Below are 26,026 nucleotides of genomic sequence, written 5' to 3' on the forward strand. Positions count from 1 at the left end.
TTTCGTGATGCGCGATTGTAGCAAAGCTGGCCTTTGTGCCTGCGGCTCTTATACTTCCCGCGATGCAACACCGACTCATACCCCGCGATCGAACCGGAGAATCCCCATGCTCAAACGTCCCCTGGCACTGTTTGCCGGCCTCGCGCTGTCCTGCTGCGCGGTGTTCGCCCAGGCCGCCGATGTGCTGCGCGTCAGCGCCATCCCCGACGAGGCGCCAACCGAACTGCTGCGCAAGTTCAAGCCACTGGGCGAGTACCTCGAGCAGCAGCTGGGCATGAAGGTGCAGTTCGTGCCGGTGGCCGACTACCCGGCTGTGGTCGAGTCGCTGGCCAGCGATCGCCTGGACCTGGCCTGGCTGGGGGGCTTCACCTTCGTCCAGGTGCACCTGAAGGACCCCAAGGCCACGCCGCTGGTGCAGCGTGAGCAGGATGCCAAGTTCACCAGCAAGTTCATCACCGCCAACCCGGACGTGAAAAGCCTTAAGGAACTCAAGGGCAAGACCTTCGCCTTCGGTTCGATTTCGTCCACCTCGGGCAGCCTGATGCCGCGTTACTTCATGCTCAAGAACGACAACATCAAGCCCGAGGAGTACTTCAGCCGCGTTGCCTATTCCGGCGCCCACGATGCCACCGCCGCCTGGGTCCAGGCCGGCAAGGCCGATGCCGGCGTGCTCAACGCCAGCGTCTGGGACAAGCTGGTCGCAGCCGGCAAGGTCGACACCAGCAAGGTAAAGGTGTTCGCCACCACGCCGGAGTACTTCGACTACAACTGGACCGTGCGCGGCAACATGGACCCGGCACTGAAAGAAAAGATCAAGCAGGCCTTCCTCGCCCTGGACCCGGCCAAGCCTGCGGACAAGGCGATCCTCGACCTGCAGGCCGCCAGCCGCTTCATCGAGACCAAGCCTGAGAACTACGCGGGCACCGAGCAAGCCGCGCGTGAGGCCGGTCTGCTCAAGTGAGTATCCGTGTTCAGGGCGCCAGTGTGCGCCATGGTCAGGTCCAGGCCTTGAGCGCGGTGGACCTGCTGATCGGCCAGGGCGAGCGGGTGGCGATCATCGGTCCGTCCGGGGCCGGCAAATCCAGCCTGCTGCACCTGATGGGCACCGCCGTGCCGCCCAGTGGCGGGCGGCTGGAGTTGTTGGGCGAGCAGCCCTGGGCATTGTCTGCCCGGGCCCGCCAGCGCTTGCGCGCACGGGTTGGCCTGGTACACCAGGCGCCGCCCCTGCCGCTGCGCCAGCGGGTGGTCACCGCCGTGTTGGCGGGGCGCCTGGGGCAGTGGGGCACGTTGCGCGGGCTGCTCAACCTGATCCACCCCGGCGATGTACCCGGTGCCCGTGCGGCGCTGGCCGAGCTGGGCATGGCCGACAAACTGTTCGCCCAGTGCGGGCAGTTGTCCGGTGGCCAGTTGCAGCGGGTCGGCATTGCCCGTGCCTTGTACCAGCGACCTGAAGTGCTGCTGACCGATGAACCGGTTTCGGCCATGGACCCGGTGCTGGCCGACCATAGCCTGGCGCTGCTCAATCGCCATGCCCAGGCCCATGGCGTGACCCTGGTCGCCAGCCTGCACGCGGTGGAGCTCGCCTTGGCGCATTTTCCGCGCATTGTCGGCATTCGTGCCGGGCAGGTAGCGTTCGACTGCCCGGCAGAAGCGGTCAGCGAAGCGATGCTCGATGCCTTGTACGCCAACGAGCAACTGGCCTCGCCTGTTGCCGCGACGGCGAGCCTGCAGGTGCAGATCCCGCGATGCTGAGCACTGACCAGCGCGATCCTGCTGCCATCCCTCGTTTGCTGTTGACCCTGTTGTGCCTGGCGCTGCTCTGGCCAGGCCTGCGCTTGAGCGAACTCGACCCCGGCGTGCTGTTGCTGGCCGAGAACCGTCAGCAGATGGCCAGCTTCGTCAGCGCATTCTGGCCCCCGGCCCACGACGCCGGCTTTCTGCATCTGCTGCTCAGCGCCACGGTGCAGACCCTGGCCGTGGCCACGGCGGGCATGACCCTGGCGCTGCTGCTGGCGGTGCCGGCCAGCCTGCTGGCCAGCCGGGCGCTGTCGCTGCGGGCAGCTTCCAATGGTGGACGTCTGGGACCATGGTCACGCGCTGCGCGCCTGCCGGTGCGTGGCGTGCTGATCTTCCTGCGCAGTGTGCCCGAGATCGTCTGGGCACTGCTGTTCGTCCGTGCCGTGGGCCTGGGCCCGACCGCCGGGGTGCTGGCCATCGCCATTACCTACAGCGGCATGCTCGGTAAGGTCTACGCGGAAATCTTCGAGTCGGTGGACCAGCGTCCGGCCCATGCCTTGCTCCAGGCCGGCAGCAGCCGCCTGTCGGCGTTTTTCTACGGCACCCTGCCCGAGGCCGCGAGCGAGGTGGTGTCCTATACCGTGTACCGCTGGGAATGCGCGGTGCGCGCCTCGGTGGTGATGGGCTTCGTCGGCGCTGGTGGCCTGGGCCAGCAGATCGACTTGTCGATGCGCATGTTCGCCGGGGCCGAGGTGGCGAGCATGCTGCTGACCTTCCTGTTGCTGGTGGTGCTGGCCGACCTGCTCAGCCGCTTCCTGCGCGGGAGGCTCGCATGAGGCGGGTGATCAATGGGCTGGTGATCGTCGCGATCCTGGCGGCGGTGCTGGCGTCGTTCGCCTACCTGGAGCTGGACCTGGCAGCGCTCGTCGGCAGCGGCGGACCGGCGCAGATGGGCGACTACGCGGCGCGCTTCCTGCTCCCGGACCTTTCCCTGACGCACCTGCGGGCGGTGGGGCAGGGCGCCCTGGAAACGCTGGCCATGTCCGGGATGGGGACGCTCTCAGCGATGCTGCTGGGTCTATTGCTGGCGCTGCCGGCCGCCGGCCGCTTCGGTTGGCCGTTGCAGGGCGCGGCGCGCCTGCTGCTCAATGCGTTGCGGGCGATTCCGGAGCTGGTCTGGGCGGCGCTGACCGTGCTGGCGGCGGGCCTGGGGCCGAATGCCGGCACCCTGGCGCTGGCGCTGCACACCGCCGGGGTGCTGGGGCGGCTGTTCGCCGAGGCACTGGAGAATGCACCGCCGGAGCCGGCGGCGGCGATCCGACTGCAGGGCGGCAGCCAGCTGGCGGCGTTCTGTTTCGGCACGCTGCCCAACTTGTGGCCGCAACTGCTGGCGTACAGCCTGTATCGCTGGGAGAACAACATCCGCATGGCCAGCGTGCTGGGGTTCGTGGGGGCAGGCGGTCTGGGGCAGATGCTCTACGCGACCCTGAGCCTGTTCCAGGAGGCCCAGGCCAGCACGGTGATCATTGCCATGCTGTTGCTGGTGCTGCTGGTGGACGCCCTGAGCGATGTGCTGCGCCAGCGTTTCGTGCGCGCCTGAACGGGCTTGAAGCGGTACCTGATCCTTGACTGTAGTCCCGCTCAGGCCCCACGCCAAGCCCTGTTCGTCAATCCGAAAAATAAACTTCACCGGAGCGTAAAAAGACTTTTTTCGGTCATGGTTTTTGCGGTATCAAGGAACCAGACAGCCGAACCCTGCAGCACAGGTGGCGTCATCCACGCCCCTTTTGCCAGGTGAGCTTCCCGCCCGTAACGACGCGGATACGGGAAGAACGGCAGTCACTCTGCGGCGCAGCCGTTCGCGCCGTGTGGCTTTCACATAAGGTGAACGAGTATGGATGACCAAGGACGCAACCCTTCCTCCAACCAGCCAATCCTGTATGTGCTCGATACCAACGTCCTGATTCACGACCCCAACGCCCTGCTCAACTTCGAGGAGCACCACGTCGCCATACCGATGACGGTGCTGGAGGAACTCGACAAGCTCAAGACCGGCAAACACACCATCGCCGCCGAATGTCGCCAGGCCATCCGCCTGATCGACCAGACCTTGGGCGACGCCTCGCCCAGCGATGTCGAGCAAGGCGTGCCGATCCAGCGCGGCAAGAGCGGGCCCAAGGGCTTCCTGTCCATCCTCATGAGCACGCGCAACGAGCCGAACCGCCTGCTCCCCGAAAACCTCGCCGACAACATCATCATCAACCAACTGCTGGACCTGCGCGCCAAGCGTAAGGACCTCGACGTGGTGCTGGTGACCAAGGACATCAACATGCGCTTGAAGGCGCGTGCCTGCGGGATCGCCGCCGAGGACTACAGCACCGACCAACTGGTCGACGACGTGTCCTTGCTGTCCAAGGGCTACCACTCGGTCACGGGGTCGTTCTGGGACCGTGTGAGCAAGGTCGACACCCGCCAGGAACGCGGCCGTACCTGGCACCGGGTGCAACTGATCGACAACCTGCCGGCGGTACACATCAACGAGTTCATCATCGATGAGCAGGGCTTTGTCGGCTGGATCAAGGGCATCCGCGACAGCGAACTGTTGCTGCTCGACCTGCATCAGGAGCCGCTGCTGCACCAGGAAGCCTGGGGCCTCAAGCCACGGGACATCCACCAGAGCCTGGCGCTGTTCGCCCTGCTCGACCCGGATATCCACCTGGTCAACCTGACCGGCGCCGCCGGTTCCGGCAAGACCATCCTGGCGCTGGCCGCGGCCATCGAGCAGACCATGGTCAGCAAGCGCTACCGGCGCATCATCGCCACCCGCAGCGTGCAGGGGCTGGACCAGGAGATCGGCTTCCTGCCGGGCACCGAGGCGGAGAAGATGGAGCCCTGGCTGGGCGCCATCACCGACAACCTCGAAGCGCTGCACATGGACGACGAGAGCACCCACGGCAGCGTCGAGTACATCCTCGAGCGGGTGCCGTTGCAGTTCAAGTCGCTGAACTACATCCGCGGTCGCAGCTTCCAGCAGAGCCTGATCCTCATCGACGAGTGCCAGAACCTTACGCCGCACCAGATCAAGACCATCATCACCCGCGCGGGGAGCGGGTCCAAGGTGGTCTGCCTGGGCAACCTGGCGCAGATCGACACGCCGTACCTGTCGGCCACCAGCTCCGGGCTGACCTACCTGACCGAACGCTTCAAGGACTTCCCCCACGGCGTTCACATCACCCTGCAGGGCGTGCCGCGCTCGGTGCTGGCCGAGTACGCCGAGTCGCATCTGTAAACGTCAGCGCACAGCCTGTTCGTCGGTATTGCCGGCGAACAGGCCGGTGCGTCGATACACCCTCTGCGCAAACCTGACCTACGGGTTTACACTCTGCATTCCCTTCCCAGGAGCAGAGCAGTGCTGACTCATCTTGATTCCCAGGGGCGCGCCAACATGGTCGACGTCACTGAAAAGGCCGTGACCGCCCGCGAGGCGATTGCCGAGGCACGGGTGCGCATGTTGCCGGACACCCTGCGCATGATCGTCGATGGCCAACACCCCAAGGGCGATGTGTTCGCCGTGGCGCGCATCGCCGGCATCCAGGCGGCGAAGAAGACCAGCGACCTGATCCCGCTGTGCCATCCGCTGATGCTCACCGGCGTCAAGGTCGAGCTGGCCGCCGAAGGCGAGAACGTGGTGCATATCGTCGCCCGCTGCAAGCTGGCCGGGCAGACCGGCGTCGAGATGGAAGCCCTGACCGCCGCCAGCGTCGCCGCGCTGACGATCTACGATATGTGCAAGGCGGTGGACAAGGGCATGGTCATCGAGCAGGTGCGCCTGTTGGAGAAGACCGGCGGCAAGAGCGGCCACTACAAGGTGGAGGGGTGATGAAGGTCAAGGTCATGTATTTCGCCCGCTACCGTGAGTTGCTGGGCGTCGACGCCGAGCGCCTGGAAGGCGACTTCAAGGTGCTGGACGATGTGCGCCAGACCCTGGTGGGCAAGGGCGGGCACTACGCGGTGCTGGCCGAGCAGAACCTGATGTGCGCCCGCAACGAAGAGCTGTGCCGGCTCGATGAGCCATTGGACGAGGGTGACGAAATCGCGTTCTTCCCACCCGTGACCGGAGGTTGACCGTGGCCGTACGTGTTCAGCAGGCGGCCTTCGACCCGGGCACCGAGGTCAACGCCATGCACGCCGCCAATGTCGGCGTGGGCGCGGTGGTCGGTTTCGTCGGCTACGTGCGCGACTTCAACGATGGCCTGGACGTGGCCGGGATGTTCCTCGAGCACTACCCGGGGATGACCGAGAAGGCCCTGGCCAAGATCGTGGTCGAGGCCGAGCAGCGCTGGCCGTTGCTCAAGGTCGAGGTGCTGCACCGCATCGGCGCCCTGGAGCCGGGCGAGCCGATCGTCTTCGTCGGTGTGGCCAGCGCGCACCGGCAGGCAGCGTTCGATGCCTGCAACTTCATCATGGATTACCTGAAGACCCGGGCGCCGTTCTGGAAGAAGGAGAACACCCAGGAGGGGCCGCGCTGGGTGGCAGGGAAGCAGAGCGACCAGGATGCGGCGGGGCGCTGGTAAATCCAGGCTCAGATCGCTTTTGTGGGAGCGGCCTTGTGTCGCGAAAGGGCCGCCTCGCGGCCCCCGGATCTGAGCATTGATGCAGATATTGCAGGGGCCGCTTTGCAGCCCTTTCGCGACACAAGGCCGCTCCTACAGGGAGGTGAGTGGCCTTGAAGATCAGTGATGCTTGCGTGGCACCGGCTTCAACAGCTCGTCCGGCGGCATCTCGCACTTGATCTTGCGCCCCAGCAGCGTCTCGATCGCCGGCAACTGGTACGAATCGTCCTCACCGGCAAAGCTGATCGATACCCCGCTGCTGCCCGCACGACCCGTACGACCGATACGGTGCACGTAGTCATCCGGATCTTCCGGCAGGGTGAAGTTGATCACGTGGCTGATGCCGTCGATATGGATGCCGCGGCCGGCCACGTCGGTGGCCACCAGCACGCTGATGCGCCCCTCGCGGAAGTTCTCCAGGGTACGGATGCGCTTGTGCTGCGGCACGTCGCCCGACAGCTGGGCGGCGTTGATGCCGTCGCGCACCAGTTTTTCCTCGATGCGCCGCACCTCGTCCTTGCGGTTGGCGAACACCATCACCCGTTCCCACTTGTTCTGCGTGACCAGGTTGTACAGCAGCTTGTACTTGTCGCTGCCAGCCACGGCATAGACGTGCTGCTCGACGGTCTCACTGGCCACGTTCTCCGGCTCGATCTCGACGATGGCCGGGTTGGTGGTCCACTGCTTGGCCAGGTTCATCACGTCGTCGGTGAAGGTGGCGGAGAACAGCAGGGTCTGGCGTTCGCTCTTCGGTGGGGTCTGGCGGATGATCTGGCGGACCTGGGGGATGAAGCCCATGTCGAGCATGCGGTCGGCCTCATCCAGCACCAGCACCTCGACCATGTCCAGATGCACCTCGCCGCGCTGGTTGAAGTCCAGCAGGCGGCCGGGGGTGGCCACCAGGATGTCGCAGTGGCGGGCTTCCAGCGATTTCAGTTGCTTGTCGAAGTCCATGCCGCCGACGAAGCTCATCACGTTCAGGCCACTGTACTTGGTCAGGGCCTGGGCGTCCTTGGCGATCTGCACCACCAGCTCGCGGGTCGGGGCGATGATCAGCGCCCGCGGCTCGCCCATGTAGCGCTCCTTGGGCGGTGGCACCTGCTGCAGCTGCGAGATGATCGAGATCAGAAACGCGGCAGTCTTGCCGGTGCCGGTCTGGGCCCGGCCAATGGCATCCTGGCCACGCAGGGTGTGGCCCAGGACCTGGGCCTGGATCGGTGTGCAGTAGGGGAAGCCAAGGTCGTGGATGGCGTGCATCAGCTCGTTGGAGAGCTTGAAGTCGTGGAAGCGGGTCTTGCCTTCCTGCGGCTCGACCACGAAATCCTCGGGCTTCCACAGGCTGGCCTGGGGCTTGGGCTTGCGTTCGCGGCGCGGCTTGTCCCGGGCGGGCTGTTCGGCGCGCGCCTGGTTGCCGGGTTGGGGGGCGGCCTGTGGTTTTGCCGCGGCCCTGGGCTTGGCGTGCTGGCGTGCTGGCGCCTTTTCGACAGGCGGTTGCGCGGCCGGCGCGGCCGGGGTCACGGCGACGGGCTCGGCGGCCTGCGGCGCGGCGTCTCCCTTGGCGAATATTTTCTTGAGTGCCTTGAGCACGGTCGTCTCGTCAACTGGTTAAGGAATGTACGCCGGGCAGTGTAATGCAAGAATCGGGCGCGGCGTAGTGCAATGCATGGCGGGCTACAGGGCTACTGCAACTGACGGCTCAGCCATTCGTGAATGTCGTTGAGCTCCTCGACCACCACTTCGTGCTCCATCGGGTACTCGTACCAGCGGGCGGCGACGCCCCAGGTATCGAGGTACTCGAAGGCGGTACGGCCCATCGAGGGGATCACCACCGGGTCGTGCACCCCGTGCAGGCACAGCGCCGGGGTGCGCTGCTGGCAGGCGCTCAGTTGCAGGGCGTCGGTGAAGGTCGGTGCGTAGGTGGACAGGGCGATCACCCCGCCCAGGGCTTCCTGCCACTTTATATAGGCGGTGTGCAGTACCACCGCGCCGCCCTGGGAGAAACCGGCGAGGAAGATGCGCGACAGGTTGATGCCCTTGGCCTGTTCCGCCTTGATCAGGGCAATGACCTGATCGGCCGATTCTTCCAACTGCGTTTCGTCGATGGCCCGCGCCGGGGTCATGGCCTTGATGTCGTACCAGCTGGGCATCTCGTAGCCACCGTTGATGGTCACCGGGCGGGTGGGGGCCTGGGGCATGATGAAGCGGGTGCTCAACAGGCGTTCCTGGAGAAATTCCGCCACAGGTAGGAAGTCGTAACGGTCGGCCCCCAGGCCGTGCAACCAGATCACACAGGCGTCGGCGGTTTTCTGAGGTTCGAGGATCAGCGGGTTGGTCATGACTGCTCCAAAAGAGTGCTTGCGAACTTATGTAGTGCGTAAAAAGAAGGCATTGGAGGTTAATGCCAGAAAAAGATGTCGCAACTCTACAACTTTTACTACTTGACTACCGCTTAATCGCTTAAGCCTTCGACTGTGGTACGCCCTTTGCTATGTCCTTGCCATGCGAAGAGGTGGACCGATCGCGGTAACACCCCTCGTGTGGATCGAAGGCTGTCACAGAACAGCCCATTGCGCCAATTGACCCAAAAACAAGCCAACAAGGGTCGGATGCGCCTCATAAGGGTGCGGTGCAATTCCGGCTCATACAACAAGAGCGATTTGGAGGTTGTTGATGAAGATGTTGAAAACCACCCTGGCAGTCCTGACCGCCGCCGCCGCGCTGGGCGCTACCAGCTTCGCCCAGGCCGGCGCCACCCTCGACGCGGTGAAGAAGAAGGGCTTCGTCCAGTGTGGCGTGAGCGATGGTCTTCCAGGCTTCTCCGTACCAGACGCGCAAGGCAAGATCGTCGGCATCGACGCCGATGTATGCCGCGCCGTGGCCGCCGCGGTCTTTGGTGACGCGACCAAGGTCAAGTTCAGCCAGCTCAACGCCAAGGAGCGCTTCACCGCGCTGCAGTCCGGCGAAGTCGACGTGCTGTCGCGCAACACCACCTGGACCAGCTCGCGCGATGCCGGCATGGGCCTGGTGTTCGCCGGCGTCACCTACTACGACGGCGTCGGCTTCCTCGCCAACAAGAAGCTCGGTGTCTCCAGCGCCAAGGAGCTCGACGGCGCGACCATCTGCATCCAGGCCGGTACCACCACCGAGCTGAACGTTTCCGACTACTTCCGCGCCAATGGCCTGAAGTACACCCCAATCACCTTCGACACCTCCGACGAAAGCGCCAAGTCGCTGGAATCCGGCCGTTGCGACGTGCTGACCTCGGACAAGTCGCAGCTGTTCGCCCAGCGCTCCAAGCTGGCCGCGCCGACCGAGTACGTGGTGCTGCCGGAAACCATCTCCAAGGAGCCGCTCGGCCCGGTGGTACGCAAGGGTGACGAGGAATGGTTCAGCATCGTCAAGTGGACCCTGTTCGCCATGCTTAACGCCGAAGAGGCCGGCATTACCTCGAAGAACGTCGAGGCCGAGGCCAAGTCCACCAAGAACCCTGACGTCGCCCGCCTGCTGGGGGCCGATGGCGAGTACGGCAAGGACCTCAAGCTGCCCAGGGACTGGGTAGTGCAGATCGTCAAGCAAGTCGGCAACTATGGCGAAGTGTTCGAGAAGAACCTGGGCCAGAGCACCGACCTGAAGATCGACCGTGGCATGAACGCCCTGTGGAACAACGGCGGCATCCAGTACGCGCCACCGGTGCGCTGATGGTTGCACCCCGCGGCGGCATCCTGCCGCCGCGGGTCGTTCGAATCCCTTCTTTTCGGGGCACTTCATGCAAAATCAAATCGGCGCACGGAAAGGGTTTTCCCTTAGTGATCCACGTGTGCGCGCGTGGCTGTTCCAGATCCTCACGGTGGTCTTCGTGGTGGGCCTGGGCTGGTACCTTTTCCACAATACGCAGACCAACCTGCAGCACCGGGGCATCACCTCGGGCTTCGATTTCCTCGAGCGCAGCGCCGGCTTCGGCATCGCCCAGCACCTGATCCCCTACGTGGAATCGGACAGCTACGCCCGGGTGTTCGTCATCGGCCTGCTCAACACCCTGCTGGTGACCTTCATCGGCATCATCCTGGCGACACTGCTGGGCTTCATCATCGGCGTGGCGCGTCTGTCGCCGAACTGGATGATCAACAAGCTGGCGACGGTGTACGTGGAGACCTTCCGCAATATTCCGCCGCTGCTGCAGATCCTGTTCTGGTACTTCGCCGTGTTCCTGACCCTGCCGGGGCCACGGGGCAGCATCAACATCGACGACACCTTCTTCATCAGCAACCGCGGCCTGAACATGCCCGGCGCCTCGATGGCCGAGGGTTTCTGGCCGTTCGCCATCGCGCTGGCGCTGGCGATCGTCGCCATCGTGGTGATGGTGCGCTTTGCCAACAAGCGTTTCGATGAAACTGGCGAGCCGTTCCATAAGTTCTGGGTCGGCCTGCTGCTGTTCATCGGCATCCCCGGCGTGTGCGCGCTGCTGTTCGGCAGCCCGGTGCACTGGGAAATGCCGCAGCTCAAGGGCTTCAACTTCGTCGGTGGCTGGGTGCTGATCCCCGAGCTGCTGGCGCTGACCTTGGCGCTGACTATCTACACCGCGGCGTTCATCGCCGAGATTGTGCGCTCCGGCATCCGTTCGGTCAGCCATGGCCAGACCGAGGCGGCCCGCTCGCTGGGCCTGCGCGAAGGCCCGACGCTGCGCAAGGTGATCATTCCCCAGGCGTTGCGGGTGATCATTCCGCCGCTGACCAGCCAGTACCTGAACCTGGCGAAGAACTCGTCGCTGGCCGCCGGTATCGGCTACCCGGAGATGGTCTCGCTGTTCGCCGGTACCGTGCTCAACCAGACCGGCCAGGCCATCGAGGTGATCGCCATCACCATGAGCGTCTATCTCGCCATCAGCATCAGCATTTCGCTGTTGATGAACTGGTACAACAAGCGCATTGCGCTGATCGAACGGTGAGGGTACATCCGTGACAGCCCATGTTTTCAAACCCGACATGCCGCCACCGGTGAAGACCGTTGGCGTGCTCGCCTGGATGCGGTCCAACCTGTTCTCCAGCTGGCTCAACACCCTGCTGACATTGTTCGCCCTGTACCTGGTCTGGCTGATCGTGCCACCGCTGGTGCAGTGGGCGTTCATCGACGCCAACTGGGTCGGTACCACCCGCGCCGACTGCACCAAGGAAGGCGCCTGCTGGGTGTTCATCCAGCAGCGCTTCGGCCAGTTCATGTACGGCTACTACCCGGCGGAACTGCGCTGGCGCGTCGACCTGACCGTGTGGCTCGCCGTGCTCGGTGCAGCGCCCTTGTTCATCAAGCGCTTCCCGCGCAAGGCGGTGTACGGCCTGGGCTTCCTGGTGCTGTACCCGATCCTCGCCTACCTCCTGTTGCACGGCGGCGCGCTGGGCCTGGACACGGTGCCCACCAGCCAATGGGGCGGCCTGATGCTGACCCTGGTGATCGCCACGGTCGGTATCGTCGGCGCCTTGCCGCTGGGTATCCTGCTGGCGCTGGGGCGGCGCTCGAACATGCCGGCGGTGAAGGTGGTCTGCGTGACCTTCATCGAGTTCTGGCGTGGCGTGCCGCTGATCACCGTGCTGTTCATGTCGTCGGTGATGCTGCCGCTGTTCCTGCCCGAGGGCATGAGCTTCGACAAGCTGCTGCGGGCGATGATCGGCGTGATCCTGTTCCAGTCGGCGTACATCGCCGAGGTAGTGCGTGGCGGGCTGCAGGCTATCCCCAAGGGCCAGTACGAGGCCGCCGCGGCCATGGGCCTGGGCTACTGGCGGGCGATGGGACTGGTGATCCTGCCCCAGGCGCTCAAGCTGGTGATCCCCGGCATCGTCAACACCTTCATCGCCCTGTTCAAGGACACCAGCCTGGTGATCATCATCGGCCTGTTCGACCTGCTCAACAGCGTCAAGCAGGCGGCGGCTGATCCGGCCTGGCTGGGCATGGCCACCGAGGGCTACGTGTTCGCCGCCCTGGTGTTCTGGATTTTCTGTTTCGGTATGTCCCGCTACTCCATGCACCTGGAGCGCAAGCTGGACACTGGCCACAAGCGTTAGGAGTTTCGAAATGAGTGAAGCGATCAAGCAGCCTGCCGGCCCCGAAGGCATCATCCAGATGCAAGGCGTGAACAAGTGGTACGGCCAGTTCCATGTGCTCAAGGACATCAACCTGAACGTGCGCCAGGGCGAGCGCATCGTGCTGTGCGGGCCGTCCGGCTCGGGCAAGTCGACCACCATCCGTTGCCTCAACCGCCTGGAGGAGCACCAGCAGGGGCGCATCGTCGTCGACGGCGTGGAGCTGACCAACGACCTCAAGCAGATCGAGGCGATCCGCCGCGAGGTGGGCATGGTGTTCCAGCACTTCAACCTGTTCCCGCACCTGACCATCCTGGAGAACTGCACCCTGGCGCCGATGTGGGTGCGCAAGATGCCGCGGCGCAAGGCCGAGGAAATCGCCATGCACTTCCTCGAGCGCGTGCGCATTCCGGAGCAGGCGCACAAGTACCCGGGGCAGTTGTCCGGTGGTCAGCAGCAGCGGGTGGCGATTGCCCGGGCGCTGTGCATGAAGCCGAAGATCATGCTGTTCGACGAGCCGACCTCGGCGCTGGACCCGGAGATGGTCAAGGAGGTGCTCGACACCATGGTCAGCCTGGCCGAAGACGGCATGACCATGCTCTGCGTGACCCACGAAATGGGCTTTGCCCGCACCGTGGCGAACCGGGTGATCTTCATGGACAAGGGGGAGATCGTCGAGCAGGCGGCGCCGGATGACTTCTTCGACCGGCCGCGCAGTGATCGGACCAAGCTGTTCCTGAGCCAGATCCTGCATTGATGCAATCGGGGCCGCCCCACGGGGCGGCTGACGCGGTCCCTGTGAGCGGCCTTGCGTCGCGATGGGGCGCGTAAGCGGCCCCAGGTTTTCAGCTTCGCAGCACATGTCCCCGGGGCCGCTACGCGCCCCATCGCGACGCAAGGCCGCTCCAGGGATCGCGCATGTGTTGGTTTACTTCTCTTCCTTCGGGGCCACCGGCGCCGGCGGCGGCCGCAGTCCCACTTCGGCGACCAGCTTGAGCTGCTGCCCATTGCGCACCACCTCGATGGTGATCTTCTCGTTGGGCTTGATCCTTGCCACCTGGTTCATCGACTTGCGCCCGTCACCGGCCGGTTCGCCGTTGATGCTCAAGATCACGTCACCCAGTTGCAGCCCCGCGCGCGCCGCCGGGCCATCGCGGAAGATACCTGCCACGACAATGCCCGGGCGGCCCTGCATGCCGAACGACTCAGCCAGCTCCTGGCTCAGCGGCTGCACTTCGATGCCCAGCCAGCCACGGATCACCTGGCCGTGCTCGACGATCGACTTCATCACCTCCAGTGCCAGCTTGACCGGAATGGCGAAGCCTATGCCCTGGGATCCGCCGGACTTGGAGAAGATCGCCGTGTTGATACCCACCAGGTTGCCGTTGGCATCCACCAGCGCGCCGCCGGAGTTGCCCGGGTTGATCGCAGCGTCAGTCTGGATGAAGTCTTCGTAGTTGTTCAGGCCCAGCTGGTTGCGGCCGGTGGCGCTGATGATACCCATGGTCACGGTCTGGCCGACGCCGAACGGGTTGCCGATGGCCAGGGTCACGTCACCGATGTGGATATTGTCGGAGCGGCCGATGGTGATCGCCGGCAGGCTGTTGAGGTCGATCTTGAGCACCGCCAGGTCGGTTTCCGGATCGCTGCCAATCACCCGGGCGAGGGTCTCGCGGCCGTCCTTGAGGGCCACCACGATCTGGTCGGCACCGCTGGTGACATGGTTGTTGGTCAGCAGGTAGCCTTCCGGGCTCATGATCACCGCCGAGCCCAGGCTCGACTCCCAGCGCCGCTGCTTGGGCAGGTTGTCGCCGAAGAACCGGCGGAATTGCGGGTCTTCGAACAGCGGGTGGGCGCTCTTGTTCACCACCTTGGTGGTGTACAGGTTGACCACCGCCGGCGCGGCCAGGGTCACGGCATCGGCGTAGGACACCGGACCCTGCATGATTTTCGTGGTTTGCGGGGCCTGCTGCAGGTTGACGTCCTGGCTGGGCAGGCCGACCCATTGCGGGAAGCGCTGGATGATCAGTATGGCGATCAGCACACCGGTGAGCAGGGGCCAGCCGAAGTAACGCAGAGCCTTGAACATGAATGAATCCTGGGAGTAGGGCGGGGGCCATGTCAGTTCGGCCCGGGGCGAGCGCGCGCGATCATACACGTGAACACAACGATCAGCGATGGCCGGAATCCCCAGGCGATTGTCGCCGGTTCCCCCGAAACCGGCGACGGCCCATAATGGCGGCCATTATAGGGCCTCGCGCCCTGTCGCAACGCCGAATTCGAGGAGATTTTTCATGGCCGTCGCCCTCAATACACTGGTCGAGGAAGCCGAGCGCTACCTGGGCAGCGCGAAGATCCAGGACTACTGCCCCAATGGCCTGCAGGTCGAGGGTCGCCCCCAGGTCAGCCGTATCGTCAGCGGCGTCACCGCCAGCCAGGCGCTGTTGGACGCGGCGGTCGAGGCCGAGGCAGACCTGGTGCTGGTACACCATGGCTACTTCTGGAAGGGCGAGAACCCGTGCATCACCGGGATCAAGCAGCGGCGCCTGAAGACCCTGCTCAAGCACGATATCAGCCTGCTGGCCTTCCACCTGCCGCTGGACGTGCACCCGGAAGTGGGCAACAACGTGCAGCTGGCGCGCCAGCTCGACATTACCGTCGAAGGCCCTCTGGACCCGAACAATCCCAAGGTGGTCGGCCTGGTCGGGTCGCTGGCGGAACCGGTGTCGGCGCGGGACTTCGCCCGTCGGGTGCGCGAGGCGCTGGGGCGTGAGCCGTTGGTCGTCGAGGGTGAGCAGATGATCCGCCGGGTCGGCTGGTGCACCGGCGGCGGGCAAGGCTACATCGACACCGCCATCGCCGCCGGGGTCGACTTGTTCATCAGTGGCGAGGCGTCCGAGCAGACGTTCCACAGTGCCCGCGAGAACGGCGTGAGCTTCATCGCCGCCGGCCATCACGCCACCGAGCGCTATGGCGTGCAGGCGTTGGGGGATTACCTGGCGCGACGGTTCGCGGTCGAGCACCTGTTCATCGATTGCCCGAATCCGATCTGACGGCCAGCAGCAAGAATGCGGTTTCCTGTGGGAGCGGCCTTGTGTCGCGAAAGGGCCGCAAAGCGGCCCCAAGATTTATGCGCCAACGCAAAAATTCTGGGTCTGCTACGCAGCCCTTTCGCGACACAAGGCCGCTCCACAGGGACCTCGCATGGCCCAAACCCCCAGTCATATCGTTAGATTGTTTCGATCTAGGCAGCCTCCTAAATAGAATCAGGTGCTGTGATAAAGTGGCTCGCTCGAACACGGCCCGCAGGCCGTCCATAAGATCGTTTTTCGTGAGTAGCCATGGTCGACAATCTGACGCACTTGAAACAGCTGGAGGCGGAGAGCATCCACATCATCCGCGAGGTGGCCGCCGAGTTCGACAACCCGGTGATGCTGTACTCGATCGGCAAGGATTCCGCGGTCATGCTGCACCTGGCGCGCAAGGCGTTCTTCCCGGGCAAGCTGCCGTTCCCGGTGATGCACGTCGACACCCAGTGGAAGTTCCAGGAGATGTACCGCTTCCGCGACAAGATGGTCGAAGAGATGGGCCTGGAGCTGATCACCCACGTCAACCCCGAGGGTGTGGCGCAGGGCATCAACCCGTTCACCCATGGCAGCTCCAAGCACACCGACATCATGAAGACCCAGGGCCTGAAGCAGGCGCTGGACAAGCATGGTTTCGACGCCGCCTTCGGTGGCGCGCGCCGCGACGAAGAGAAGTCGCGGGCCAAGGAGCGCGTCTACTCGTTCCGTGACAGCAAGCACCGCTGGGACCCGAAGAACCAGCGCCCGGAGCTGTGGAACATCTACAACGGCAAGGTCAACAAGGGTGAGTCGATCCGCGTGTTCCCGCTGTCGAACTGGACCGAGTTGGACATCTGGCAGTACATCTACCTCGAAGGCATCCCGATCGTGCCGCTGTACTTCGCCGCCGAGCGTGAAGTGATCGAGAAGAACGGCACCCTGATCATGATCGACGACGAGCGCATCCTCGAGCACCTGAGCGACGAGGAAAAAGCCCGCATCGTCAAGAAGAAGGTCCGTTTCCGCACCCTTGGCTGCTATCCGTTGACGGGGGCAGTCGAGTCCGAAGCCGAAACGCTGACCGACATCATTCAGGAAATGCTTCTGACGCGTACTTCCGAGCGTCAGGGCCGGGTCATCGACCACGATGGCGCAGGCTCCATGGAAGACAAGAAACGTCAGGGCTACTTCTAATTTTCAGGGTTACTCCATGTCGCACCAATCCGATTTGATCAGCGAAGACATCCTCGCTTATCTGGCTCAGCACGAGCGCAAAGAACTGCTGCGTTTCCTCACCTGCGGCAACGTGGACGACGGCAAGAGCACCCTGATCGGGCGCCTGCTGCACGACTCGAAGATGATCTACGAGGACCACCTCGAGGCCATCACCCGCGACTCGAAAAAATCCGGCACCACCGGTGAGGAAGTCGACCTGGCGCTGCTGGTGGACGGCCTGCAGGCCGAGCGCGAGCAGGGCATCACCATCGATGTCGCCTACCGCTACTTCTCCACCGCCAAGCGCAAGTTCATCATTGCCGACACCCCGGGCCACGAGCAGTACACCCGCAACATGGCCACTGGCGCGTCCACCTGCGACCTGGCGATTATCCTGGTCGATGCCCGCTACGGCGTGCAGACCCAGACCCGCCGACACAGCTACATCGCCTCGTTGCTGGGCATCAAGCACATCGTCGTCGCGGTCAACAAGATGGACCTCAAGGGCTTCGACGAGCAGGTCTTCGAGTCGATCAAGGCCGACTACCTGAAGTTCGCCGAGGGCATCAACCTCAAGCCGAGCAGCCTGCACTTCGTGCCGATGTCGGCGCTCAAGGGCGACAACGTGGTCAACCGCAGCGAGCGTTCGCCCTGGTACACGGGCCCGGCGCTGATGGAGATCCTCGAGACCGTTGAGATCGCCGCCGACCGCAACGTCACCGACCTGCGTTTCCCGGTGCAGTACGTCAACCGTCCGAACCTGAACTTCCGTGGCTTCGCCGGTACCATCGCCGGTGGCGTGGTGCACAAGGGTGACGAGATCGTCGTGCTGCCGTCGGGCAAGAGCAGCCGGGTCAAGTCCATCGTCACCTATGAAGGCGAGTTGGAGAACGCCGGCCCCGGCCAGGCCGTGACCCTGACCATGGAAGACGAGATCGACATCTCCCGTGGCGACCTGCTGGTGCATGCCGATAACGTACCGCCGGTCACCGACCAGTTCGATGCCATGCTGGTGTGGATGGCCGAGGAGCCAATGCTCCCGGGCAAGAAGTACGACATCAAGCGCGCCACCAGCTACGTGCCGGGCTCGATTGCCAGCATCACCCACAAGGTCGATGTGAACACTTTGGAGCAGGGCGCCGCCAGCGCGCTGCAGCTCAACGAGATCGGCCGGGTCAAGGTCGCGCTGGACAGCGCCATCGCCCTGGACGGCTACGAGAGCAACCGCACCACCGGCGCGTTCATCGTCATCGATCGCCTGACCAACGGCACGGTCGGTGCCGGCATGATCATCGCCCCGCCGGTACTGCCGCACGGCAGCACCGGCCAGCACGGCAAGCTGGCCCATGTGTCCACCGAGGAGCGCGCCCTGCGCTTCGGCCAGCAGCCGGCCACCGTGCTGTTCAGCGGCCTGTCCGGCGCCGGCAAGAGCACCCTGGCCTATGCCGTGGAGCGCAAGCTGTTCGACATGGGCCGCGCGGTCTATGTGCTCGATGGCCAGAACCTGCGCCACGACCTGAACAAGGGCCTGCCGCAGGACCGCGCCGGCCGCACGGAGAACTGGCGTCGCGCCGCCCATGTGGCGCGCCAGTTCAACGAAGCCGGCCTGCTGACCCTGGCAGCGTTCGTTGCCCCGGATGCCGAAGGCCGCGAGCAGGCCAGGGCGCTGATCGGCAAAGAGCGTCTGGTCACCGTCTATGTGCAGGCGTCGCCGCTGGTGTGCCGTGAGCGTGATCCGCAAGGGCTGTACGCGGCCGGTGGCGACAACATTCCGGGCGAGAGCTTCCCGTTCGACGTGCCGCTGGATGCGGACCTGGTGATCGACACCCAGTCGGTCAGTGTCGATGAAGGTGTGAAGCTGGTGCTGGATGTGCTGCGTCAGCGTGGTGCGATCTGAGTAACCGTGTGATCTGAGAAACCCCGCTTCGGCGGGGTTTTTTGTTTGCTTCGGGAGAGTTGGGCTGCACAGCAGCCCCTGGCATTGCTAGATATGTTTCTCGGAAACGGGAATCACCCGCCGTTCCTTCACCGCCTTGTACGAAAAGCTCGAATAGATCTCCTTCACCCCCGGCAACCGTTGCAGCACCTCCCGGGTGAACTCGCCAAACGACTCCAGGTCCCGCGCCAGGATCTCCAGCAAAAAATCATAGCGCCCGGAGATGTTGTGGCAGGCGACGATCTCGGGAATTTCCATCAGCCGCTGCTCGAACGCCAGGGCCATCTCCTTGGTGTGCGAGTCCATCATGATGCTGACGAACGCGGTCACTCCGAAGCCCAGCGACTTGGGCGAAAGAATGGCCTGGTAGCCGGTGATGTAGCCGTTGTCCTCCAGCAGCTTGACCCGGCGCCAGCAGGGCGAAGTGGTCAGGGCAACCTGGTCGGCGAGTTCGGAAACGGTCAGGCGGGCGTTGTCCTGCAGGGCGGCGAGCAGGGCGCGGTCGGTACGGTCGAGAGCTGAAGGCATATCTTGCCCTCCTGATTCTATTTTTGTTGTTTTTCTTTCAAAACTTGCGCAATTGCGTGGGCAAGTTTGGAAAAAGCGCGGCAGCTTGGTGGCATAAGCTTATAACAAACCACAAGAGGCTGTTGCCATGCGCGACTCCAACAAAAACACCGGTTTCTCCACGCGGGCCATCCACCATGGCTATGACCCGCTGTCCCACGGCGGCGCCCTGGTGCCGCCGGTGTACCAGACCGCCACCTATGCCTTCCCCACCGTCGAGTACGGCGCCGCCTGCTTCGCGGGCGAGGAACCGGGGCATTTCTATAGCCGAATTTCCAATCCGACCCTGGCCCTGCTGGAGCAGCGCATGGCGTCCCTGGAAGGGGGCGAGGCCGGGCTGGCGCTGGCCTCCGGGATGGGCGCCATCACCGCCACGCTATGGACGCTGCTACGTCCGGGTGACGAGCTGATCGTTGGCAGTACCCTGTACGGCTGCACCTTCGCCTACCTGCACCACGGTATCGGCGAGTTCGGCGTGAAGATCCGCCATGTCGACCTCAACGACATCCCGGCACTGCGGGCCGCGATCACCTCGAAGACGCGGATGATCTATTTCGAGACCCCGGCCAACCCCAACATGCAGCTGGTGGACATTGCCGCGGTGGTCGATGCCGCCCGGGGCCACGACCTGAGCATCGTGGTCGACAACACCTACTGCACGCCTTACCTGCAACGCCCGCTGGAACTGGGCGTGGACCTGGTGGTGCATTCGGCCACCAAGTACCTGTCCGGGCATGGCGATATCACCGCCGGGCTGGTGGTCGGGCGCAAGGCACTGGTCGACCGTATCCGCCTGGAAGGGCTCAAGGACATGACCGGCGCGGTGCTGTCGCCCCATGACGCGGCGCTGCTGATGCGCGGCCTCAAGACCCTGGCCCTGCGCATGGACCGTCACTGCGCCAATGCTCAGCAGGTGGCCGAGTTCCTCGCCGAACAATCACAGGTCGAGCTGCTGCACTACCCGGGGCTGCCGTCCTTTGCGCAGTACGCGCTGGCCCAGCGGCAGATGCGCCTGCCGGGCGGCATGATCGCCTTCGAGCTCAAGGGCGGGATCGAGGCCGGTCGTCGCTTCATGAACGCCCTGCAGCTGTTCAGCCGCGCGGTGAGCCTGGGCGATGCCGAGTCGCTGGCCCAGCACCCGGCGAGCATGACCCACTCCAGCTATACCCAGCAGGAGCGTGCCGAGCATGGCATCTCGGAAGGGCTGGTGCGCTTGTCGGTGGGGCTGGAGGACATCGACGACCTGCTCGCCGACATTGCCCAGGCCTTGAAGGCCTGCGCCTGAACCGCCACGGACGAGGCCTGCGCGATGGTAGCAATGATGAACCCGAACGAGCCGTTGACGGCCCTGGAAACCGCGCTGGACAGTGACCCCGGTGAAACCGCCGAATGGTGCGAGGCCCTGTCCTCGACCCTGGCCCACTGCGGGCCGGCACGGGCGCGCTACCTGCTGCAGCGCCTGCAGGCCCATGCCCTGGAGCTGGGCCTGGAGCGTGAGGCCCAGGCCTTCTCGGCCTACCGCAACACTTTGCCGGTGGAGCAGCAGGGCAACTATCCGGGCGACTTGGAACTGGACGAGCGAATCACCGGCATCCTGCGCTGGAACGCCCTGGCCATGGTGGTACGGGCCAACCATGCCTACGGCGAGCTGGGCGGGCATATCGCCAGCTATGCCTCGGCGGCGGAAATCTTCGAGGTCGGTTTCCAGCACTTTTTCCGGGGCGAGGGCGGCGGCGCGCAGCGCAGTGGCGACCTGGTGTTCTTCCAGCCGCACTCGGCGCCGGGTATCTATGCCCGCGCCTTCCTTGAAGGGCGCCTGAGCGAGGCGCAACTGGCCAACTACCGCCAGGAGGTCGCGGGAAACGGCCTGTGCTCCTATCCGCATCCCTGGCTGATGCCTGACTTCTGGCAGTTCCCCACCGGCTCCATGGGCATCGGCCCACTCAATGCCATCTACCAGGCGCGGTTCATGCGCTACCTGCAGCACCGCGGTCTGCTCGATACTTCGGCGCGGCATGTGTGGGGCGTGTTCGGCGATGGCGAGATGGACGAGCCGGAATCGATCGCCGGCCTGACCCTGGCGGCCCGCGAAGGCCTGGACAACCTGACCTTCATCGTCAACTGCAATCTGCAGCGCCTGGATGGCCCGGTGCGTGGCAACGGCCAGATCATCCAGGAACTCGAAGCGCTGTTCAGCGGCGCCGGCTGGAACGTGATCAAGGTGCTGTGGGGCTCGGAGTGGGACGCGCTGTTCGCCCGGGATCATGAGCATGCGCTGCTGCGCCAGCTGGCGGCGACACCCGACGGGCAATTCCAGACCCTCGGCGCCAAGGACGGCAGCTACAACCTCGAGCACTTCTTCAAGCAGAACCCGGCCCTGCAGCGCTTGGTGGCGCACATGAGCGCCGACGAGATCAACGCCCTCAAGCGTGGTGGCCACGATTTTCGCAAGCTGCATGCCGCCTATGCCGCGGCCAAGGCCTGCAAGGGCCGGCCGACGGTGATCCTGGCCAAGACCAAGAAAGGCTACGGCATGAGCAGTGCCGGTGAGTCGCGGATGACCGCGCACCAGGCCAAGAAGCTCGATGTTCAGGCACTGCTGGCCTTCCGCGACCGCTTCCACCTGCCGCTGTCGGACGAGGAAGTGGAGCAGTTGCGTTTCTACCGTCCGGCCGCCGACAGCCCGGAGATGATCTACCTGCGCCAGCGCCGCGAGGCCCTGGGCGGGCCGCTGCCGGTGCGGCGCAGCGACTGCGCCGGCCTGCCCGTGCCGGACCTGGACAGCTTCGCCGGCTTTGCCCTGCGCGCCGAGGGCAAGGAGATGTCCACCACCATGGCTGCCGTGCGCCTGCTTGGCAACTGGCTCAAGGTGCCGGGATTGGGGCCGCGGGTGGTGCCGATCGTCGCCGACGAGGCACGCACCTTCGGCATGGCCAGCCTGTTCCGCCAGATCGGCATCTACTCGCCCCAGGGGCAACGCTACGAGCCGGAGGACGCCGGCTCGCTGCTGGTCTACAAGGAAGCGCGCGACGGCCAGTTGCTGGAGGAGGGCATCACCGAGGCCGGGGCGATCTCTTCCTGGATCGCGGCGGCGACTGCCTATGCCGTGCATGGCGAGGCGATGCTGCCGGTGTACATCTATTACTCGATGTTCGGCTTCCAGCGGGTCGGCGACCTGATCTGGGCCGCCGCCGACCAGCGCGCCCGCGGCCTGTTGCTCGGCGCCACCGCGGGGCGTACCACGCTGGGTGGCGAGGGGCTGCAGCACCAGGACGGCTCGAGCCTGGTCATGGCTTCCATGGTGCCCAATTGCCGTGCCTGGGACCCGTGCTTTGCCGGCGAGCTGGCGGTGATCCTCGAGCATGCCGCGCGGCGCATGCTGGTGGAGCAGCGGGACGAGTTCCACTATGTGGCGGTGATGAATGAAAACTACCCGCAGCCGTCATTGCCCGAGGACATGCACGAGGATGTGTTGCGAGGCATGTACCGGCTTGCCCGGCATGCGTCGGCAGCGTCCCGTGGTCAGGTACGGCTGTTGGGTTCGGGCACCATCCTGCGCGAGGTGATCGCCGCCGGCGAGTTGTTGGCCAGCGACTGGCAGGTCGACAGCGAGGTGTTCAGCGTCACCAGCTTCAGCGAGCTGGCGCGTGGGGCCAGGGATGCGCAACGCCTGGCGATGGCCGGGGAGCAAGCGGATTGTCACGTGCGTCATAGCCTGCCAGGTGATGCCCCGGTGATCGCGGCCAGCGACTATGTGCGTGCCTGGCCGCAACTGATTGCCGAGTATGTACAGGCGCCCTACATCACCCTGGGCACCGATGGATTCGGGCGCAGTGATACGCGTCAACAACTGCGGCGGTTCTTCGAGGTGGATCGGCATGCCGTGGTGCTGGCGGCATTGTACGGGCTGGTGTGCCAGGGCGTGCTGCCGGCAGATGTGCTGGGGCAGGCAAGGGCGCGGTATGGGATTGGCGAGGAGGGGGCGGCCTGGTATCGGTGAGGTGATCTGGGCTGGCCCTGTCGCGGGGCAAGCCCGCTCCCACGGAGTGATATGTCTGGTAGATCACGCTCACAAAAAAGGCCTCTTTCGAGGCCTTCTTCATGTCATCGACTCAACGCTTGAGCCCGTAGCTCTCGTCGAGCATGCCCGGCGAATTCGGGGCCTTCGGTGCGTAGTCGCGCGGCACCTCGGCGGTGTCCTTCGGCGGTGTCAGGCGATCGCGCGGGCCTTGCGCGGCTTCCGAGTGCAGCGCGGCCAGCAGGCGCTGGCGGGTCAGCTCGTCCAGGGCCAGGCGGTTGGCGCCGTCGGCCAGGTGATCCTGGACGTCCTGGTAGCTCTGGGTCAGCTTCTTGACCAGCGAAGCGGTGCTGTTGAAGTGGGTCACCACTTCATTCTGGTAATTGTCGAAGCGCTGCTGGATGTCATCCAGCTGGCGTTGGGTGTTGCTCGGTGCCGCATTGGGCAGCAGGCGGGCCAGCGCGAAACCGACGACGACGCCGACAACCAGGGCCAGGGTCGGCAGCAACCAAACAAGGAGCGAGTGTTCCACGAGTCCTTCCTCTATAAACGGCTTTGCTTTACGTTAACGGCTCAGACCTGCGCTGTATACCGCGAGCGATCGCAAATCAGAACAGAATTCCTCAGCTAGACGAGTCGACCCTCCTCGAGGTCACGGAGTAGTGCCTTGCTTATCCGCGAAACACCCTTGTTCATCGATGGCCCGTGCGGCCAGCTGGAAGCCTTGTACCTGGACGTGGCCGACGCCCGTGGCGCGGTGCTGATCTGCCACCCCAACCCGGTCCAGGGCGGCACCATGCTCAACAAGGTGGTGTCGACCCTGCAACGCACCGCCCGTGACGCCGGCTACGTCACCTTGCGCTTCAACTACCGCGGTGTCGGCCAGAGTGCCGGCAGCCATGACATGGGTGCCGGTGAAGTGGCCGACGCCGAGGCCGCTGCCGCCTGGCTACGCGCGCAGCATCCCGAGCTGCCCCTGGTGCTGATGGGCTTCTCCTTCGGTGGCTTCGTTGCCGCCAGCCTGGCCGGGCGCCTGGAGGCCGGGGGCGCGGCCCTGCAACACCTGTTCATGATCGCCCCGGCGGTGATGCGCTTGAGCGAGCAGTTCCCGCTGCCCGAGCGCGTCGACCTCACGGTGGTGCAGCCGGACACCGACGAGGTGGTCGATCCGCAGCTGGTCTACGACTGGTCGAATGACCTGTCGCGCCCCCATGAGCTGCTGAAAGTGGCAGAATGCGGACACTTCTTCCATGGCAAGCTGACCGATCTGAAGGATCTGCTGCTGCCGCGCCTTTCGAACTGAGCCAAGCCTGAATAAGCGAACACCCATGACCACGCGCATCCTCACCGGTATCACCACCACCGGCACCCCGCACCTGGGCAACTACGCCGGCGCCATCCGCCCGGCCATCCTCGCCAGCCAGCAGCCCGGCGTCGACTCGTTCTACTTCCTGGCCGACTACCACGCCCTGATCAAGTGCGACGACCCGCAGCGCATCCAGCGCTCGCGCCTGGAGATCGCCGCCACCTGGCTGGCCGGCGGCCTGGATCCGGACAAGGTGACCTTCTACCGCCAGTCGGACATCCCCGAAATCCCAGAGCTGACCTGGCTGCTGACCTGCGTCGCCGCCAAGGGCCTGCTCAACCGCGCCCACGCCTACAAGGCTTCGGTGGACAAGAACGTCGAGGCCGGCGAAGACCCGGACGCCGGCGTGACCATGGGCCTGTTCAGCTACCCGGTGCTGATGGCCGCCGACATCCTGATGTTCAACGCCAACAAGGTGCCGGTCGGCCGTGACCAGATCCAGCATGTGGAAATGGCCCGCGACATCGGCCAGCGCTTCAACCACCTGTTCGGCCAGGGCAAGGACTTCTTCGCCTTGCCGGAAGCGGTGATCGAGGAAAGCGTGGCGACCCTGCCAGGCCTGGACGGGCGCAAGATGTCCAAGAGCTACGACAACACCATCCCGTTGTTCACCAGCGCCAAGGACATGAAAGACGCCATCTCGCGCATCGTCACCGACTCCAAGGCGCCGGGCGAGGCCAAGGATCCGGATAATTCGCACCTGTTCACCCTGTTCCAGGCCTTCTCCACGCCAGCGCAATGCGCCGCGTTCCGTGAAGAGCTGGTGCAGGGCCTGGGCTGGGGCGAAGCCAAGCAGCGCCTGTTCCAGCTGCTCGACGGCCAGCTGGCGGAAAAGCGCGAGCACTACCACCAGCTGATCTCGCGCCCGTCGGACCTGGAGGACATTCTCCTTGCTGGCGCCGCCAAGGCTCGCAAGATTGCCACGCCATTCCTCGAACAGCTGCGTGAAGCGGTTGGTCTGCGTTCGTTCCGCACCACCGTGCAAGCCACCACTGAAGTGAAGAAGAAGGCCGCCAAGACCGCCCGCTTCGTCAGCTTCCGCGATGAAGACGGCAGCTTCCGCTTCCGACTGCTGGCCGCCGATGGCGAGCAACTGCTGCTGTCGCGCAGCTTCGCCGATGGCAAGAGCGCCGGTGCGGTGAGCAAGCAACTGCAGCAAGGTGGCGAGGCCGATGTACGGGTAGAGGGCCTGAGCTTCAGCCTGTGGCTGGAGGGCGAGCAGGTTGCCGACGGGCCGCAGTTCGAGGCCGCCGAGGCCCGTGACGCGGCCATCGCAAGCCTGCGCGAGGCCCTGGCGCCGCAGCAGGACTGATACGCCTACGCTGTAGGAGCGGCCTTGTGTCGCGAAAGGGTCGCGTAGCGGCCCCAGAATCTCTGTTTCATGCAGAACTGCCGGGGCCGCTTTGCGGCCCTTTCGCGACACAAGGCCGCTCCCACT

Annotated in this window: 24 protein-coding genes; 19 read left to right on the plus strand and 5 right to left on the minus strand. The window is 64.8% G+C overall.

Annotated elements, in window-relative coordinates:
* The first annotated feature begins 106 nt into the window (after nucleotides 1-106).
* The 8 genes from K5H97_RS04945 (at nucleotide 107) to moaE (ending at nucleotide 6,311) form a co-directional block, all read left to right on the plus strand.
* Nucleotides 107-961: a putative selenate ABC transporter substrate-binding protein gene (locus K5H97_RS04945; RefSeq protein ID WP_028689786.1), complete on the plus strand. Its 855-nt coding sequence runs from the start codon at nucleotides 107-109 to the stop codon at nucleotides 959-961.
* Nucleotides 958-1,752 carry a phosphonate ABC transporter ATP-binding protein gene (locus K5H97_RS04950; RefSeq protein WP_028689785.1) on the plus strand — a complete coding sequence of 265 codons (795 nt, stop codon included), beginning with the start codon at nucleotides 958-960 and terminating at the stop codon, nucleotides 1,750-1,752. Before K5H97_RS04945 ends, K5H97_RS04950 begins: the two co-directional genes overlap by 4 nt.
* Nucleotides 1,746-2,573 (plus strand): PhnE/PtxC family ABC transporter permease, encoded by an 828-nt coding sequence (locus tag K5H97_RS04955; RefSeq protein WP_028689784.1) that lies wholly within the window; start codon nucleotides 1,746-1,748, stop codon nucleotides 2,571-2,573. The genes K5H97_RS04950 and K5H97_RS04955 overlap by 7 nt, the downstream gene beginning before the upstream one ends.
* Nucleotides 2,570-3,337 carry a phosphonate ABC transporter, permease protein PhnE gene (phnE, locus tag K5H97_RS04960; RefSeq protein ID WP_028689783.1) on the plus strand — a complete coding sequence of 256 codons (768 nt, stop codon included), beginning with the start codon at nucleotides 2,570-2,572 and terminating at the stop codon, nucleotides 3,335-3,337. Before K5H97_RS04955 ends, phnE begins: the two co-directional genes overlap by 4 nt.
* Before the next feature lie 294 nt (nucleotides 3,338-3,631).
* Entirely contained in the window at nucleotides 3,632-5,026 is a 1,395-nt protein-coding gene (locus K5H97_RS04965; protein WP_028689782.1) for a PhoH family protein, read from the plus strand.
* Between the two features lie 120 nt (nucleotides 5,027-5,146).
* On the plus strand, nucleotides 5,147-5,617 hold the full coding sequence (gene moaC, locus K5H97_RS04970; protein WP_028689781.1) for a cyclic pyranopterin monophosphate synthase MoaC: 471 nt from the start codon (nucleotides 5,147-5,149) through the stop codon (nucleotides 5,615-5,617).
* On the plus strand, nucleotides 5,617-5,862 hold the full coding sequence (gene moaD / locus K5H97_RS04975) for a molybdopterin converting factor subunit 1 (RefSeq protein ID WP_028689780.1): 246 nt from the start codon (nucleotides 5,617-5,619) through the stop codon (nucleotides 5,860-5,862). Before moaC ends, moaD begins: the two co-directional genes overlap by 1 nt.
* A gap of 2 nt (nucleotides 5,863-5,864) precedes the next feature.
* The gene (gene moaE, locus K5H97_RS04980) at nucleotides 5,865-6,311 is read left to right on the plus strand and encodes a molybdopterin synthase catalytic subunit MoaE (protein ID WP_028689779.1); all 447 of its coding nucleotides are present in this window, start codon (nucleotides 5,865-5,867) and stop codon (nucleotides 6,309-6,311) included.
* 159 nt (nucleotides 6,312-6,470) lie between these two features.
* On the opposite strand, the gene rhlB is transcribed toward moaE, so the two are convergent.
* A complete protein-coding gene (rhlB, locus tag K5H97_RS04985) occupies nucleotides 6,471-7,937 on the minus strand; it encodes an ATP-dependent RNA helicase RhlB (RefSeq protein WP_028689778.1) in 1,467 nt (488 codons plus the stop codon).
* Nucleotides 7,938-8,029: 92 nt separating this feature from the next.
* Complete coding sequence (locus tag K5H97_RS04990) at nucleotides 8,030-8,686, minus strand: alpha/beta hydrolase (protein WP_028689777.1); 657 nt, start codon at nucleotides 8,684-8,686, stop codon at nucleotides 8,030-8,032.
* A gap of 334 nt (nucleotides 8,687-9,020) precedes the next feature.
* Here K5H97_RS04990 and K5H97_RS04995 point away from each other — a divergent pair, with 334 nt between their 5' ends.
* From K5H97_RS04995 to K5H97_RS05010, 4 genes are all read left to right on the plus strand, one after another.
* Nucleotides 9,021-10,049, plus strand: coding sequence for an amino acid ABC transporter substrate-binding protein (locus K5H97_RS04995; protein ID WP_028689776.1), 1,029 nt, complete (start codon nucleotides 9,021-9,023; stop codon nucleotides 10,047-10,049).
* A 67-nt stretch (nucleotides 10,050-10,116) separates the two neighbouring features.
* The gene (locus K5H97_RS05000) at nucleotides 10,117-11,295 is read left to right on the plus strand and encodes an amino acid ABC transporter permease (RefSeq protein WP_028689775.1); all 1,179 of its coding nucleotides are present in this window, start codon (nucleotides 10,117-10,119) and stop codon (nucleotides 11,293-11,295) included.
* 10 nt (nucleotides 11,296-11,305) lie between these two features.
* Nucleotides 11,306-12,403 (plus strand): amino acid ABC transporter permease, encoded by a 1,098-nt coding sequence (locus K5H97_RS05005; RefSeq protein WP_028689774.1) that lies wholly within the window; start codon nucleotides 11,306-11,308, stop codon nucleotides 12,401-12,403.
* A gap of 10 nt (nucleotides 12,404-12,413) precedes the next feature.
* Nucleotides 12,414-13,178 carry an amino acid ABC transporter ATP-binding protein gene (locus tag K5H97_RS05010; RefSeq protein WP_028689773.1) on the plus strand — a complete coding sequence of 255 codons (765 nt, stop codon included), beginning with the start codon at nucleotides 12,414-12,416 and terminating at the stop codon, nucleotides 13,176-13,178.
* Between the two features lie 171 nt (nucleotides 13,179-13,349).
* Here K5H97_RS05010 and algW read toward each other — a convergent pair whose 3' ends face one another.
* Nucleotides 13,350-14,510: a Do family serine endopeptidase AlgW gene (gene algW, locus K5H97_RS05015; RefSeq protein ID WP_028689772.1), complete on the minus strand. Its 1,161-nt coding sequence runs from the start codon at nucleotides 14,508-14,510 to the stop codon at nucleotides 13,350-13,352.
* A gap of 205 nt (nucleotides 14,511-14,715) precedes the next feature.
* Between algW and K5H97_RS05020 the strand changes: the two genes are divergently transcribed.
* The 3 genes from K5H97_RS05020 to cysN all read left to right on the plus strand — a co-directional run bounded on the left by K5H97_RS05020 (nucleotide 14,716) and on the right by cysN (nucleotide 18,598).
* On the plus strand, nucleotides 14,716-15,474 hold the full coding sequence (locus K5H97_RS05020) for a Nif3-like dinuclear metal center hexameric protein (RefSeq protein ID WP_028689771.1): 759 nt from the start codon (nucleotides 14,716-14,718) through the stop codon (nucleotides 15,472-15,474).
* A 288-nt stretch (nucleotides 15,475-15,762) separates the two neighbouring features.
* Entirely contained in the window at nucleotides 15,763-16,680 is a 918-nt protein-coding gene (gene cysD, locus K5H97_RS05025) for a sulfate adenylyltransferase subunit CysD (protein WP_011535568.1), read from the plus strand.
* 16 nt (nucleotides 16,681-16,696) lie between these two features.
* Complete coding sequence (gene cysN, locus K5H97_RS05030; RefSeq protein ID WP_028689770.1) at nucleotides 16,697-18,598, plus strand: sulfate adenylyltransferase subunit CysN; 1,902 nt, start codon at nucleotides 16,697-16,699, stop codon at nucleotides 18,596-18,598.
* A gap of 87 nt (nucleotides 18,599-18,685) precedes the next feature.
* On the opposite strand, the gene K5H97_RS05035 is transcribed toward cysN, so the two are convergent.
* Nucleotides 18,686-19,165 (minus strand): Lrp/AsnC family transcriptional regulator, encoded by a 480-nt coding sequence (locus K5H97_RS05035; RefSeq protein WP_028689769.1) that lies wholly within the window; start codon nucleotides 19,163-19,165, stop codon nucleotides 18,686-18,688.
* 127 nt (nucleotides 19,166-19,292) lie between these two features.
* Here K5H97_RS05035 and K5H97_RS05040 point away from each other — a divergent pair, with 127 nt between their 5' ends.
* Both K5H97_RS05040 and mdeB read left to right on the plus strand, forming a co-directional pair.
* Nucleotides 19,293-20,489, plus strand: a complete 1,197-nt coding sequence (locus K5H97_RS05040) for a methionine gamma-lyase (RefSeq protein ID WP_028689768.1) — start codon at nucleotides 19,293-19,295, stop codon at nucleotides 20,487-20,489.
* Nucleotides 20,490-20,513: 24 nt separating this feature from the next.
* Complete coding sequence (gene mdeB, locus K5H97_RS05045) at nucleotides 20,514-23,204, plus strand: alpha-ketoglutarate dehydrogenase (protein WP_028689767.1); 2,691 nt, start codon at nucleotides 20,514-20,516, stop codon at nucleotides 23,202-23,204.
* Between the two features lie 112 nt (nucleotides 23,205-23,316).
* On the opposite strand, the gene K5H97_RS05050 is transcribed toward mdeB, so the two are convergent.
* Nucleotides 23,317-23,754 (minus strand): YhcB family protein, encoded by a 438-nt coding sequence (locus K5H97_RS05050; protein WP_028689766.1) that lies wholly within the window; start codon nucleotides 23,752-23,754, stop codon nucleotides 23,317-23,319.
* A 135-nt stretch (nucleotides 23,755-23,889) separates the two neighbouring features.
* On the opposite strand from K5H97_RS05050, the gene K5H97_RS05055 reads away from it, so the two are divergent.
* The gene (locus tag K5H97_RS05055) at nucleotides 23,890-24,525 is read left to right on the plus strand and encodes an alpha/beta hydrolase (protein WP_028689765.1); all 636 of its coding nucleotides are present in this window, start codon (nucleotides 23,890-23,892) and stop codon (nucleotides 24,523-24,525) included.
* 25 nt (nucleotides 24,526-24,550) lie between these two features.
* Nucleotides 24,551-25,900 carry a tryptophan--tRNA ligase gene (locus tag K5H97_RS05060; protein ID WP_028689764.1) on the plus strand — a complete coding sequence of 450 codons (1,350 nt, stop codon included), beginning with the start codon at nucleotides 24,551-24,553 and terminating at the stop codon, nucleotides 25,898-25,900.
* Nucleotides 25,901-26,026: the final 126 nt, after the last annotated feature.

The organism is Pseudomonas mosselii, assembly GCF_019823065.1.
Taxonomy (GTDB): domain Bacteria; phylum Pseudomonadota; class Gammaproteobacteria; order Pseudomonadales; family Pseudomonadaceae; genus Aquipseudomonas; species Aquipseudomonas mosselii.